This window comes from Hahella sp. CCB-MM4 (assembly GCF_002260525.1).
Classification (GTDB): Bacteria; Pseudomonadota; Gammaproteobacteria; order Pseudomonadales; family Oleiphilaceae; genus Hahella.
Genome location: NZ_MRYI01000002.1, coordinates 704007 through 718081 on the forward strand (window position 1 = coordinate 704007; position 14075 = coordinate 718081).

The 14075-nt window shown below is 53.0% G+C and carries 13 protein-coding genes; 9 read left to right on the top strand and 4 right to left on the bottom strand.

The window, feature by feature from the left end; all coding sequences use genetic code 11:
* From BTA51_RS06740 to BTA51_RS30625, 3 genes are all read right to left on the bottom strand, one after another.
* Complete coding sequence (locus BTA51_RS06740; RefSeq protein WP_168188081.1) at positions 1–450, bottom strand: DUF3592 domain-containing protein; 450 nt, start codon at positions 448–450, stop codon at positions 1–3.
* 320 nt (positions 451–770) lie between these two features.
* Entirely contained in the window at positions 771–1373 is a 603-nt protein-coding gene (locus BTA51_RS06745; protein ID WP_094706756.1) for a LysE family translocator, read from the bottom strand.
* Positions 1374–1483: 110 nt separating this feature from the next.
* Positions 1484–1729 (bottom strand): DUF1127 domain-containing protein, encoded by a 246-nt coding sequence (locus BTA51_RS30625; RefSeq protein WP_246840948.1) that lies wholly within the window; start codon positions 1727–1729, stop codon positions 1484–1486.
* A 347-nt stretch (positions 1730–2076) separates the two neighbouring features.
* On the opposite strand from BTA51_RS30625, the gene BTA51_RS06755 reads away from it, so the two are divergent.
* Genes BTA51_RS06755 through BTA51_RS06765 form a run of 3 tightly spaced genes read left to right on the top strand, consistent with a single transcriptional unit; the run spans position 2077 to position 4997 of the window.
* On the top strand, positions 2077–3501 hold the full coding sequence (locus tag BTA51_RS06755; protein ID WP_094706632.1) for a PLP-dependent aminotransferase family protein: 1425 nt from the start codon (positions 2077–2079) through the stop codon (positions 3499–3501).
* Positions 3502–3540: 39 nt separating this feature from the next.
* Positions 3541–4566, top strand: coding sequence for a YheT family hydrolase (locus BTA51_RS06760; protein ID WP_246840949.1), 1026 nt, complete (start codon positions 3541–3543; stop codon positions 4564–4566).
* 59 nt (positions 4567–4625) lie between these two features.
* On the top strand, positions 4626–4997 hold the full coding sequence (locus BTA51_RS06765) for a translation initiation factor Sui1 (RefSeq protein ID WP_094706759.1): 372 nt from the start codon (positions 4626–4628) through the stop codon (positions 4995–4997).
* Positions 4998–5021: 24 nt separating this feature from the next.
* Here the strand turns inward: BTA51_RS06765 and BTA51_RS06770 are convergent, their stop codons facing one another.
* Positions 5022–5651 (bottom strand): flavin reductase family protein, encoded by a 630-nt coding sequence (locus tag BTA51_RS06770; RefSeq protein ID WP_094706633.1) that lies wholly within the window; start codon positions 5649–5651, stop codon positions 5022–5024.
* A 277-nt stretch (positions 5652–5928) separates the two neighbouring features.
* On the opposite strand from BTA51_RS06770, the gene BTA51_RS06775 reads away from it, so the two are divergent.
* From BTA51_RS06775 to BTA51_RS06800, 6 genes are all read left to right on the top strand, one after another.
* On the top strand, positions 5929–7317 hold the full coding sequence (locus tag BTA51_RS06775) for an imelysin family protein (protein WP_094706634.1): 1389 nt from the start codon (positions 5929–5931) through the stop codon (positions 7315–7317).
* A gap of 114 nt (positions 7318–7431) precedes the next feature.
* Positions 7432–8922 (top strand): di-heme oxidoredictase family protein, encoded by a 1491-nt coding sequence (locus BTA51_RS06780; RefSeq protein WP_094706635.1) that lies wholly within the window; start codon positions 7432–7434, stop codon positions 8920–8922.
* 71 nt (positions 8923–8993) lie between these two features.
* Positions 8994–10079, top strand: a complete 1086-nt coding sequence (locus BTA51_RS06785) for an imelysin family protein (protein WP_094706636.1) — start codon at positions 8994–8996, stop codon at positions 10077–10079.
* 1 nt (position 10080) lies between these two features.
* Positions 10081–11199 (top strand): DUF1513 domain-containing protein, encoded by a 1119-nt coding sequence (locus tag BTA51_RS06790; RefSeq protein WP_168188082.1) that lies wholly within the window; start codon positions 10081–10083, stop codon positions 11197–11199.
* A 162-nt stretch (positions 11200–11361) separates the two neighbouring features.
* Positions 11362–13134 carry an SLC13 family permease gene (locus BTA51_RS06795; RefSeq protein ID WP_094706638.1) on the top strand — a complete coding sequence of 591 codons (1773 nt, stop codon included), beginning with the start codon at positions 11362–11364 and terminating at the stop codon, positions 13132–13134.
* A gap of 135 nt (positions 13135–13269) precedes the next feature.
* Entirely contained in the window at positions 13270–14067 is a 798-nt protein-coding gene (locus tag BTA51_RS06800; protein WP_094706639.1) for a hypothetical protein, read from the top strand.
* Positions 14068–14075: the final 8 nt, after the last annotated feature.

Below are 14075 nucleotides of genomic sequence, written 5' to 3' on the forward strand. Positions count from 1 at the left end.
TCAGGGCTTACCAAATACCCGATACACGGCATATCCTGCAGCAAGGAACATCCCGCCCATAAATAGTAAAGCGATGTCACCGGCCCACAAGGCAGAGAAAGAATTGATACGGGCCTCCTGAGGTTGTTCCGGTTGATAGGCTACCGACACTGAAACCCCTTCTTGGAGAGGGCCCTCAATCAGTCCATAGGCATGCTCGAAACGAACCGTCGTACCCGATTCCGGGGAATATCGAATCAATGCTATATCCGTCCAGTTGCGGGTTTTATTGGAGCCTGAGCCCATTTCCGAATACTGGGTGGATATATTTTCCACAGTCCCGGTGGCTGAGGCTGCATTTTCAAGAAACTGCCAGGTATCGGCCAAGTCATCCAGGCCAAAGTACAAGATAAAAAGGCCTGCTATACCGAAGATCAGACTGCCGAATAGAATGGGAAGAGGGGTTTTCACGTTATTCAGTCCTGTGCGATCCGTTTTGTCCTTCTTATTGACACTATAAAGTATTCAATACCGCATGGGGTATTCAATGCGGTTAGTGAACAATATCGTTTCCGAAGATTGATGACTGATTTGGCAGCCTAGTGAATGTCGTTCCTGAAACCAAAGGTGATCCGGGCAAAGTAGCTGATAGCTGGAGAGTAAAAAAGGAGAGTATAAAAAAAGGGTCGACAGGAGGTATCGACCCTAAAACCTTCCCGAGGGTATGTTTAGCCAACGGAAGTCCGAACGCTAAAAGGGAAGACGCTCTATTCGGAAAGGTGGTGACTGTTTCAGGCCATCCTGGCTGATATCATCGGCAGAACAGATAACAACAGCAGGGAAGCCATGGTGAGATTGAACAACCGCAGCTGTTTTGGTTCGCTCAACCAGTTTCTGAGGGCTGCGCCTCCCATGAGCCAAAGACCCACACAAGGAAAGCTCACCAAAAAGAACGCCGAGGAAATCCATAGGGACTGCATCAACACTTCACCATTCACCGTGGTAAAAGCGGCCATTGCCCCCACAGCCATAACCCAGGCTTTAGGATTCACCCATTGGAACATGGCAGCCTGAACAAAGGTCAACGGACGATCATTATCCGTGTCAGACGGACCACTGCGAGTGGTGGCAATTTTGTAGGCCAGATATAGCAGGTAGCTGATGCCAACAACCTTAATGACTGTATGCAGCATGGGAACTTCTTCGAACAACGCCCCCAGGCCAACTCCCACCGCGACGACCATGGCAGGGAACCCCAGACAAATACCAAAAAAATGGGGCAGGGTCCGATAAACCCCGTAGTTAAGACCAGAGGTCATAACCATGATGTTATTGGGTCCGGGAGTCACTGTGGACACCAACGCGAACAGTAATGCACTCAGCAAAATTTCCATGAGAAATTCCAAGCTATATCTGTGTTTATTCAGGTGTTCTGGGTCAATAGAGACCATCTGTTGCGTCAGAAATCCAGAGCGTGTGCCCTGATACTTCTGACGTTAACGGATCAATCCTGCCAGAATTTCTTGTTCAGCTCTCTTTGCACCTGGTGGGTGCTCAGGCCGATATCATCCAGAATGGAATCCGGCAGCTCCGCCAGTTGACGACGGGTCTGATAGTTATGTTTCCACTGGGACAGCATTGCCATGACCGGATGACCGATGAACTGGCCTAACAAGCCCTGCGTCCTGCTGGTTAAAGTAGTATTTACGAAATGAGATGAATGGCTGATGCCGTCAACTCGTGCGCTCATGTTATGCCTCCAAAACTTGATCTTAATCTTCAATTTTTCGCAATCACTGCGTTGAAAATTCTAACGAGTGCTCACGATGTGCCTTATTCAAACTGACTGTGGAATACCCTGCGGGGCGGGACTGGTTATTTTTGTTAGGAGGTCTTTTAGGTCCATCACAGTGGCGGCTTCCACGGTGATCATAATAACGGGACGAATTGAACCGTTACAGATTCAAATACTATAAACATTGACCATGACAGATGAAGTAATTACTCTTCTGTTATGGCTATTTTTTAAGAATCTGTACTGGTCACATCCGAAATCATCAGTACAGATCGTTTTTTACGGGCTGACAGGGCACAACCATGGAAACCAATCTTTATGCACAACTGGCGGAACAACTGACCGAACAGATTCGGGAGGGTGTATTTCAGGTGGGAGACCGGATGCCGTCCGTGCGTGAACTGTCCCGCCGTCAGGCCGTCAGCATTTCAACCGTGACCACAGCCTATGGACTGTTGGAAGAACGGGGCTGGGTGGAATCCAGACCAAAATCCGGCTACTACGTACGCAGACGCCATGAGGAATCCCTTGCTGTTCCCCGGCAGATTCGCACCATGCCGCGTCCGCGTCCAGCCACCACTTCCCAGCTGGTCATGGAAGTTCAGCGGGACGTGGCGGCAAGCAAAGGGGTCAGTATGTCCGCCGCCATACCGGCACTGGATTTCCCTATCGTCAAACATGTACAAAGGACCTTCACCCAGATTTCCCGCACCCGCCGCCTGCTCGGAATAGGCTATGACAGCCCCGAGGGCTTACCGGAGTTGCGCCAACAAATCGCCCGCCGAGCCGTGGATGCGGGCGTTTTTGTCTCCCCCGAAGCCATTATTACGACCGCCGGCTGCCAGAATGCCATGGCTCTATGCCTGCGGGTACTGACGCAACCCGGAGATATCGTGGCCGTTGAGTCTCCCAGCTACTATGGTTTGCTGCAGATGATCGAGGCCTTCGGTCTCAAAGCGCTGGAGATTCCTGCCAACCATGAGACCGGGATCAGCCTGGAAGCATTACAGTTGGCTTTAGACAAGTGGCCAATCAAGGCCATACTGAGCGTTTCCACGTTTTCCAACCCGTTGGGCAGCACCATTCCCGATGAACGCAAGCAAGCGTTGATCGATCTGCTGGAGCGTTACGATATACCTCTGGTAGAAGATGATATTTACGGAGATCTGTATTTCGGCGAGCGACGGCCCAGAGCGGTCAAGGCCTTCGACCCGGACGGACGGGTGCTGTTGTGCTCCTCACTGTCAAAGACCATCGACCCGCAGTTACGTGTTGGCTGGGTCATGCCGGGCAGATACTTCGAAGAGGTGGTACACAGGAAGTTTATTAACTCGATCGCCGTTCCTTCACTGCAACAGATGGTCGCCGCTGAGGTTCTGGCCCAGGGAATCTACGAGCGCCACCTGCGGCAGGCCAGGGAAACTTATCGGCAGCGTTATCTGAGACTGCTGGATCTGGTGGCGGAATACTTTCCCCAGGAAACCCGAATTTCCCGTCCCGACGGCGGCTTGGTTGCCTGGTTTGAATTACCCGCAAAAGTGAACACCACAGAGCTGTATCACCGAGGACACGCAGAAAGCGTTTTTATTGCCCCCGGAGAACTGTTTTCTGTTACCGGGCAATACCGCAATTGTTTCCGCCTGAATTATGCCCAGGGCTGGACACCTGAGCGGGAAGACGCGATCCGCAAGCTGGGTATGTGGATCAAAGAAGCCCTGGGCCGCTAGGATCTCTGACGCTTATATGAAGGGCCGGGAGAGGATGAAATGATGACCGAGCATACAGAAACATCCAAACATCGGGAAAAGCGGGTCGCCTGGTCACCAAAATGGGGCCTGAGAAATCCGCATATCCAGTCAATGCTGGCCTCAATCAAGTTGAGAGCACCAGTGGTCCGCCGACGCGCCCGTGAGGTTCTGGATAAAGCCGAAGAGGTTCTGCTGGAGTGCAGTAGCGGGGCTAAAATCCATGGATTGCTCAGCCGGCACGGCGACCAGCCCAGAGAAACAGCCGTTCTGATCCATGGTTGGGAAGGCTGCGCCGATTCACTGTATCTGCTTTCCATTGCCGGCGTACTGTATCGGCAGGGGTATGACATTTTCCGTCTGCATCTCAGGGACCACGGACCGACCCATCACCTGAACCCGGAAATGTTTCATGCCTGCCTGTTGGAAGAAACCTGCGAAGCGCTTCAGGTGCTGCAATCCCGCATTGATCCGCCCCAGTGGTTTCTCATTGGTTTTTCCCTGGGGGGCAACTTTGCTTTAAGAGTAGGTACCAAAGCCAGGGAATATGATCTCAAGATGCGTCGGGTCATCGGTGTATCGCCTTTGCTGCATGCAAAAAATACACTATGGGCATTGGAAAACGGGCTCCCCATCTACCGCGGTTATTTCCGTAAGAAGTGGCGAAGGTCCATAAGCCGCAAGGCAGAAGCTTATCCCGAACACGTAGATACGGAAGCATTCTTTGCCGGGGATAACCTGACAGACATGTCTCAATATTTTGTGACCCACCATACACCTTTTGACCGGTTGCAGGACTACTTCGACAGTTATGCGCTTACCGGTGCCACCCTGGGACAGCTGCAGGTTCCTTCCACACTGATTCTCAGTGAGGATGACCCGGTTATTCCGTTGCAGGATCTGGCAGAAGTCCGGGGTAATGAGTTCCTGGACATCGTGCGCTCACCTTTCGGGGGGCATTGTGGATTCATCGAAAATTACCGGCTGGATGCCTGGGTCGACCAATTTATCTACGAGCTATTACAATCAGAACGAGCCATTCGCTAAAGAGAAGTCAAATGAGTCAGAAATCCAAGTTCACGTCCCTTGCCGATCTGAAGAAGTCCATGGGGGTCGAAGACAGCCCCGCTGAAGCAGAATCCGGTGTGGTCTATTCCACCTCTCAGGGACGTACCTGCCCGGATTGCGGACAGCCGGTAGTGGCATGCACTTGTAAAGCACCCCAAGCGGCTCCGGGCGATGGCAGGGTAAGAGTCAGCCGGGAAACGAAAGGCCGCAAAGGCAAAGGGGTCACGTTGATCACCGGTATTCCACTGGCAGGTGAAGAGCTGAAATCCCTGGCCAAAAACCTAAAGCAGAAGTGTGGGGTGGGCGGCACAATCAAGGATGGCGTCATTGAAATCCAGGGCGACCACAGAGACTTACTGGTGCAGGAGCTGATCAAACAAGGTTACGACGCCAAAAAATCAGGGGGCTGAGCCCCCTTTTGACATCGTTAGCCATTAGATTTCCCTGAGAGGCCGGTCAGGTTTGGCATAGCTTAACCTGGCCAGGTGTTCGCTGCGGTGGTATCGATCCAACCCTGATAGCGCCAGAGTGCCCGCCTTTTCGATATCGACCATCCCGTCTTCCCTGACACAATCATCCGGCACCAGAACCTGCATAATTTCACCAATAATCAATTCTGTCCCATTGATGGCCAGATGATGATGTTCACGGAATTTCAGTCCCAGACGAATATTTGCTTCCCGCACATAGGGAGCTTTCCAGCCATCCTGCCAGCATTCTGTCAGACCGGTCGCCTCAAATTCCGATACCTCCTTGGGGTACCTGGCAGATGTCTGGTGAGCCTGCCGATAGATGTCCTGATGAATGTGATTCAGCGTGTACTCTCCCACTTCCAGAATATTCTCCAGACTATGACGGCCCACCGAATGAGGCCGGATAATCATCGATAGCAAAGGAGGATGTGCCCCAATATGGACACAGGAGCTGACCACGGAAAGGTTAGTCTGACCTGAATGGTCCACGGTCCCCAAAAGATTCGCACTCTTAAAACCGGACAAAGAATTTACAAAAGCAACTCTGTAAAGATGCTCCATATTTTCTATGGCCAGCCGATCAATGAACATTAATGAAATACTCCAGCACAGATAAACGGGTGGATAAGTACTAAACGGGTGAATAGTTACTAACAGGTAGAGAAGTTTTAACGCCATTCCATGTACGCAGCAACCCAGCAAGGGGTTCACTGAAGTGGAACAGGCCTGCCCTTTTCCCATGTGGAGCAACATTTTCCCCAGTTGAGCGCTATAGCCATTGACTCAGCTTCGTCTTGCGGTATCGATAAATAACAATTATTATCATTTACATTATACTTATAAATTAAGTTTTGGACGGAAGACAACCATGATGCCGACATTCAAGCTTTCCACCGTGAAAGCATCCCTGGCGACTGTTTCTGCGGCAGCGCTGCTGACCGCATGTGCAGGCAATAATGCGCAGCAGGCGGACCAGGAAATCACGCCAGTAACAGTGGCAGAGCACTACGCCGATATGGCCTACGCGGAATACAGTGATTCCCTGGAAACGGCCAAAGCATTGCAATCCCGCATTGCCACCTTCCTCGATAACCCGACTTCTGAAAACCTGGCGGCAGCGAAAGAAGCCTATCTACAGGCACGGGTGCCATACCAGCAAAGCGAAGCTTTCCGCTTTGATCTGGAAAACGGTCACGTGACTCCTGGTCTGGATGAAGACGGTGGTCCTGCCAGCATTGATGACTGGGAAGGACAAGTGAATGCCTGGCCTTTGGACGAAGCGTTGATCGACTATGTCGACGCAAGCTCCTATCAGGGCGAATACAGTGCCCCGGCCAATATTATCAACAGCTTCACCACATTGACCGTCAGCGGCGAAGATTTGGATGTCAGCAATCTCACACCGGAACTGCTGGCCGGCCTGAACGAAGTCGGCGGCGCTGAAGCGAACGTTACTACCGGCATTCATTCGATTGAGTTCTTATTGTGGGGACAAGACACCAACGGTACTAATCCTGGTGCAGGACAGCGTCCGGTCAGCGATTACTATACTCAGGCTTCGCAAGGCGCCTGCACCAGCGGTCCGGAACAGGTTGATGCCAAGGTCTGCCAACGCCGGGCACAATACCTGCGGGCGGTCACCTCACTCCTAGTTAGTGATCTGACCGAAATGGCAAATGAATGGACTCCGGAAGCCGGTGCCACCAAAGGCACTCTGCGCAACGACTTTCTTTCCAGAGGGGATGGAGTGCAGAGAGTTCTGGACTCCATGGGAGACCTGGCCATCGGCGAACTGGCCAGCGAACGCATGAAAGTGGCCATCCTGTTTGGCAGCACTGAAGACGAGCATGACTGTTTCAGCGACGCCACTCACATTGCCATTTTCAATAATGCCCAGGGCGTCATTAATGCCTACACCGGAACTTACAAGCGGGTAGACGGCACTGTGGTCTCCGGCCCCAGCCTGTCAGATCTGGTTCGCATGAAAGACAGCGCCCTGGATACCGAGGTACGCGCTCAACTGGACCTGATTTCTCAGCATATGCAGGCCATTGTGGATTCAGCCAACAACGGCAAGCACTTCGACCAATTAGTTGGTGGCAGCCAGGATGATAAGAAACTGGTGCTGTCAGCAGCTGAAGCGCTGGTTAATCTTGAAGAGCCTCTTAGCGACGGCGTTGGCAAAGTACTGGCTGTTCAGGTCGCCGAGTTTGATGCCGGGACCTGCCCCACAGATAACGTTTCTGATTGCGGATAACAGACTAAAGCGGCCTGAAGGCCGCTTCTAGCTTTCTGCAGGGACGCAGTATATACAGGATCAAATATCAAAAAACCAAAATAACGTGCTGTTGAATAAGGTTTTAACACTCAGATGAAAACAACTTTTCCCCAGGGACGCAAAGGCGTCCTTTTTGCGTTTGCAGTCACTGCCTCAGGCGCTTCCCTTTACGCCGCTCACGCAGCTGCTGCCGATCCCGCCAAGCTGGGCGGTGAGACGACCGTTCAGGCCGAACATGCAGGTGCTTATTCATTGAACTCAGCCAACATGAGTGCCCGACGTAAAGGAAACTTTCTGATCGGCAACGATTTTTTCGAAGATCCCTGGGTAATAGCACCAGCCACAACAGACCTGAGGGATGGTCTGGGCCCTGTCTTTAATGTCAGTGCCTGCCAGAGCTGTCATTTCAACGACGGCCGCGGACACGCTCCAAATGCATTGGGCACCGGCAGCGTGCAGGACGACGTGGACAGCCTGTTGGTCAGGTTGAGCCGCCCAGCCATAAGCCAGGCAGAGCAGGAAAAGCTTCAGCAACCACAAGTCGGTAACCTTGGAGAGCCCGTTTATGGTGGCCAGCTACAGGATCGCGGCATTCCTGGCGTGGCGCCCGAAGTTCGTATCGGAGTGACCTACACAGATGTTCCGGTACGCTTCAGTGACGGCTTTGAAATAACTCTGCGCAAGCCGCAATGGCATTTCAGTCAGTGGGGTTACGGCGTACCACAGGACACCACCACGTTCTCCGTCAGGGTGGCTCCGCCGGTTATTGGACTGGGATTACTGCAGGCCATTCCGGAAGAATCTGTTCTGGCCATGGCCGACCCAGAAGACAGTAATGGCGATGGCATCAGTGGTCGTCCCAACCAGGTCTGGCATGTTGCCTCCTCGAAGAGCACCCTGGGACGCTTTGGGTGGAAGGCCGGACAACCGACCGTCAAACAGCAGACAGCCGGAGCCTTCAATGGTGATATGGGCCTGACGACATCTCTGTTTAAACAGGACAGCTGCACTGAGAGTCAGCCTGATTGCAGAAAAGCTGCCAACGGCAATGATGAAAACGGCATTGAAGTGCGTGATGACATCCTGGACTTTGTCGCATTCTACGCCAGCAATCTGGCAGTTCCTGCTCGTCGCAATATGAACGATCCCCAGGTACAACAGGGTGAAAAGCTGTTTCAGCAGGCGGGTTGCCAAAGTTGCCACGCCGGTCCTTATGTCACTCCGAAACTGGACAAGGATCAGATCGAACAATCAGAACAGACCATTTATCCCTATACTGACTTATTATTGCACGACATGGGATCTGCCCTGGCAGACTTCAAACGGGATAACCAGCCCGCACCTGCCAACGAGCCGGTCGAATTCGCAGCGACTGCCAACGAGTGGCGCACGCCTCCATTATGGGGAATCGGTCTGGCTCAGGTCGTCAATGCCAATGCCACCTTCCTGCACGACGGTCGTGCGCGGACACCTATGGAAGCGGTACTTTGGCACGGTGGGGAAGCCCAGCAAGCGAAGGATAAGGTATTGACCTTTAACGTTCAGGAAAGGGCTGCTTTGGAAGCCTTCCTGCTGTCACTCTGACAGAACCAAAGTCACCCTGATAGAACCTAAGCCACTCTGACAGGACCAAATTCACACTGACGGGATTCACTATGCGCAATTGCCTGCTGATTCTTATTTTGCTTTGCTCAACCTTCAGCCACGCAGCAGAACGTGAGCCGGAGGCTTACCTGAAAATGCTGAATCAAGCCCTGAAGCTGATTCAGCCGGCCCATCAGTTGTTCGCTGATCAGGCAGAAGAACTGCACAACCAGATAGGTCAGCTGTGCCAGTCCCCCTCAGAGGATTCGCTTCAGACCACCAGGAACCAATGGCGAAAGACCATGGAATCCTGGATGAAAGTATCCGTCATACAGTTTGGTCCGCTATTGGAGAACGACAGTCGTTTGAGGATACAGGCCTGGCCGATCCGAGCCCGACTGCTGACCATGGGCATCAAACAACTGGAAACCGCAGAAGCACCACCCACCCTGGAGCAGATAGCCCAGGGAACGGTCGCCGTCCAGGGCCTTCCGGCTCTTGAAGCCCTACTGTTCAGAACCGATGCGCTATCGGGACTGCAACAAGGCCAAGCCTGTGCTGCTGCACAAACCATAGCCGAACATCTTATAGTTCTGGCAAACACTCTCAACCAACGCTGGCAGAATGAATTCGGCCGCGATTTTGCCGACCCGGTCAACACACCCGGTGGCTTTGACACCCCTCAAGAAGCCTTTGATGAATACATGAATGGACTGGTGACCGCGGTTCAGCAGATCAAACGCCGTAAACTGGAAGATCCTCTGGGTCTGGCAGGCAAACCCGGCAAAGCGGGCGCTACCGAGTCCTATCTGAGCGAAAACTCCCGGGACAACCTTCACAACAACCTGACCGCCCTGATTCTGTATCTGACAGGCGGAGAGGGCTACGGGGTCGATGATGACCTGATAGCGCAGGATCCCGACAGTATTGCCGTATTGGTCCTGGATGACCGTATCAAAGGGATTACCAAATACAACAAGCAACTGACCATGCCCCTGGAAGCCCTGGTCAAACCAGCCACTCCAGAGGCGGAAGCTCAAAGGGAAGTGGCTGAGTCAATCTTCAAGGAACTCAGCCTGCTGAACAAAGCGTTTGAAAATCAGATTTTTGAAGCCTTGGGGGTAACCCGGGACTTCAACAGCGAGGATGGTGACTGATATGCAGGTTACTCGCAGACAATTGTTACAGGCTGGCCTGCTCGCGACAGCCGGTCTGGTGATCCCCGCACTTGGACGTACAGCAGATAACAGCAAAGAAAATCTCCTGTTGTCTTCCGTTACTGACAAGGACGACAAGAACTGGTGGGTGCTGAGCGACTCACAGGGAAATATCCTGGCTCAACACCTGCTGCCAGGACGTGGACACGGCAGTGCACGGCATCCTTCAGGTAAATCAGCAGTCATCGTTGGACGCAGGCCCGCCACTTTCATGTCTGTGGTGGAAGTCTCGCCTCAGGGAGAGTACAAGTTCACGGATCTAACCTCTGCTACCGGCCGCCACTTCTTTGGTCATGCCGTGTATTCAGTAGATGGGAAGTTTATCTACACCACTGAAAACGACTTCGACAATGGGCGAGGCGTCATTGTGGTTCGGGATATCAGCAACGACTACAAAGTAATCGCTGAATGGGAGAGTGGCGGCATCGGCCCCCACGAGCTTCGCATGATGCCGGATGGGCATACCCTCGTCATCGCCAACGGAGGCATTCTCACTCGCCCGGATCAACCCCGTGAAAAGCTCAATCTGGATACCATGAAGCCAAACCTGGCCTATTTGGATACCCGGACCGGGGAAATGCTTTCCAAACATGAGCTGCCTGATCACCAACTCAGCATTCGTCATATTGATGTGGCCGACACTGGTCGTGTGTGGATAGGTTGCCAATATGAAGGCATGGCCCTGGACCCGATGCCCCTGGTTTACCATCATGACCTCAATCAGGGTGGCCTGCAGGCAGCAGAGGCGTCAATGGATACCTGGCGAGCCTTGAAACATTATACGGGGAGCGTCGTTGCCGATAACCAACAGGGAATCATCGGGATCAGCTCCCCCCGCGGAGACCGGGTTACGTTCTGGGATAACCAGTCAGGTAAACATCTCCAGGACATCAAGCTCAGGGATGTCTGTGGCCTGATCCCCAGCCCCAACGGAAAGCAGTTTGTAGCGACAACAGGGAAAGGAGATATTGCCATAATTGATGCCCAAACTCTTGCTGTCACCAGCGAGAGTCGCACTCCTGAGTTGCATTGGGACAATCATTTGCAGGTACTGGCGTAAGCCCCCACACAGCCGGAAACATGATCGTTGTCAGAAAGCGATGACTTTGGGAACAGGAAAAAGTTCATCTGAGTGGCACCCGGCTGTAGTTTTCTGCTTCATCACACAGTAATCTTCTCCCCTACATCAATACTGATCTGAAAAAGCAGGGGAGAAGACTCTATGACATGGGACGCGTGGTTCACGCTGGGTTTGCTGGCGGCAGTTCTGATCACGCTGATTGTCACCGAGATCGCCCCTTACCTTGCGATGATGGCCGCACTGACGCTGTTAAGCCTGAGCGGTATTCTCAGCGCACAGGAAGCGCTCTCCGGGTTCAGCAACCCTGGCTTGATGACGGTAGCCGCGATGTTCATTATTGCCGCAGGGATGAAGGCATCCGGCGCATTGCACGGTATTGTGGACAAAGTTCTGGCTCGCCCCAAATCCATTCCGGCCGCCTTATTTCGTCTCTGCGTTCCCACAGTATTTCTCAGTGCCTTCCTGAACAATACGCCGGTCGTTGCCACATTGATTCCCGCCGTCAAAAGCTGGGCGGACAAGATCGATATCCCTATCTCCAAACTGTTGATTCCGCTTAGCTATGCCTCGATTCTGGGTGGAACCATCACTCTGATCGGCACCAGCACCAACCTGATTGTCAGCAGCCAGTATGAGCAGCTTACCGGTCAGCCTGCCTTCCCGCTGTTTTCCATTACCGTTATCGGGTTACCCGTGGCGGTAACAGGCATCGTTATCATGATGTTGTTTTTCCCCCGCTGGCTACCCGGGCGCAAAAGCAAACCTGCATTCGCCAAGTTACGGGAATTCACGCTGGATGTGACCGTGGCCACCGACGGACCTTTGGTCGGAAAGACCATTACAGAAGCAGGCCTGCGTAACCTGAAACGGGTATTTCTGGCAGAGATTGAACGGGACGGCAGCCTGCTTACCGCCGTATCGCCCCTGGAGCGCTTGAAAGGTGGCGACCGCCTGACATTCGCAGGTGATACCGATGCCCTTTCAGACCTTTTGTCTATCCGCGGTATTGTTCCTTCCAACCATGTCGGAGAAGTACCGCTGGAAGAAAACCGTCCGGAGCGCTGTCTGGTGGAAGTCGTGCTATCGCCCCATTCGGCTGTTCTGGGTCAGACTATCAAGGACAGCCAGTTCAGAGACCGCTATGCATCGGTTATTCTGGCCGTCGCCCGTAACGGGGAACGGGTGAGGGGGAATCTCGGCTCTATAACACTAAAGGCAGGTGATACCCTGCTATTGGAAGCCCGTCCCAACTTCGCCCGGCAGCAGCGCAATAACCGGGATTTTCTCCTGGTTAACGATCTGGAACGGGAGTCTATTCGTCACAGTAAAGCCGGAATTGCCTGGGTAATCCTTCTCGCCGTCGTACTCAGCGCTGCCAGCGGCCTGACCTCCATATTCAACGCCGCCCTGGTCGGTGCAGCCGCTATGCTGGTGTTGGGGTGCTGTTCGGTTTCCCAGGCCCACCGAAGCCTGGACATCCCGGTTCTGGTGACCATCGGTGCCTCGTTTGCCCTGGGTAATGCACTCTATAAAACCGGTGCAGCCAATGCCATTGCCGATCTGGTGGTTTCCATCAGTGGCGGACAGCCATGGCTTCTATTGATCGCCATCTATGTCACGGTCTCTCTGCTGACGGAATCCATTACCAACAACGGCGCTGCCATCCTGATGCTCCCCATCGTGCTCCACATTACCGGGCAATTGGCATTGAATCCGATTCCTTATGTGTTCTGCATTATGATGGCGGCTTCTGCCAGCTTTGCCACACCTCTGGGCTATCACACCAACCTGATGGTGTACGGGCCGGGTAACTACTCCTTCAGGGACTTCCTGAGAGTGGGGATTCCCATGAACATTTTGATTGGACTGGCGACGGTATTGATCATCGGTCTGGTGTTTCCGCTGGTTGGCTAACCCCTATTGTCCCTCCTGAAATAAATCCTATAGAATCCTGAGTGTTTGTATCATTTCAAACACTCTCAGATCCCGTTCACTCTTTACCAACATCTGCTTGTTGGCAGGAAAATAACAGTAAAGGAATAAAAAGGAATGAAGACGAAGTATCCCAGATTCATATTCACCAGCGTTGTTCTAGTGGCATTAACGGCCTGTGGGGGCGGCGGAGGTGGCAGCTCCGATTCGAGCCGGGAAAACACGTTGGTGATTACAAGCTCCAACGCCACAGAGGTGGCGAATCAGGTGACCTCCAGCGAACTGCCCATAGATAACCTGCGAACCACTTCTTCAACGTCTACGCTGAATACCCAGCTCCGGACCCTGGCTTCCGATTCTCAGGAAAGAAGCTCTCTGGCAACGGAAAATTTTGCCTGCAGCAATTCAGGCAGTGGCACAGTCACCTACAATGCCTCCGGAGCCAGTTCAGGTACTGTGTCCGGACAAGTGACGCTTAATAATTGCAGTGATGATGGAGAGTACACCCTTGACGGCAGCCTTTCCGTCTCAGGCACCTATTCGGAGTCTGGCGAATCCGCTGATCTGGACATCACCGGCACCCTGACCATGACCGAACTGGCTACCTCGAAGTACCTGAAACTCTCCAGTATGCACTTCGACCTGAGCTATGCTGGTACGTCTATGCAGTATTCCCAGTCCTATTACGCATCCGGAACAGCCATCGATGGTTCTTTCAGTGTCGAGACCACCGAAGCGATCCAGATCGATGGCGGCACCTTTCCAACCAGCGGCAAAGTTGTCGTGCATGGTGCGGAAGGTTCTTCCCTGGTCATTGAATTTGATTCCAGCGGCTCTGGCGTCTACCTGAGTGTTAACGGCGGCGCAGCAGAGTTCTATACCTACGAAGCTCTGGCAGCTTCACCATTGGACTAACGACTGCT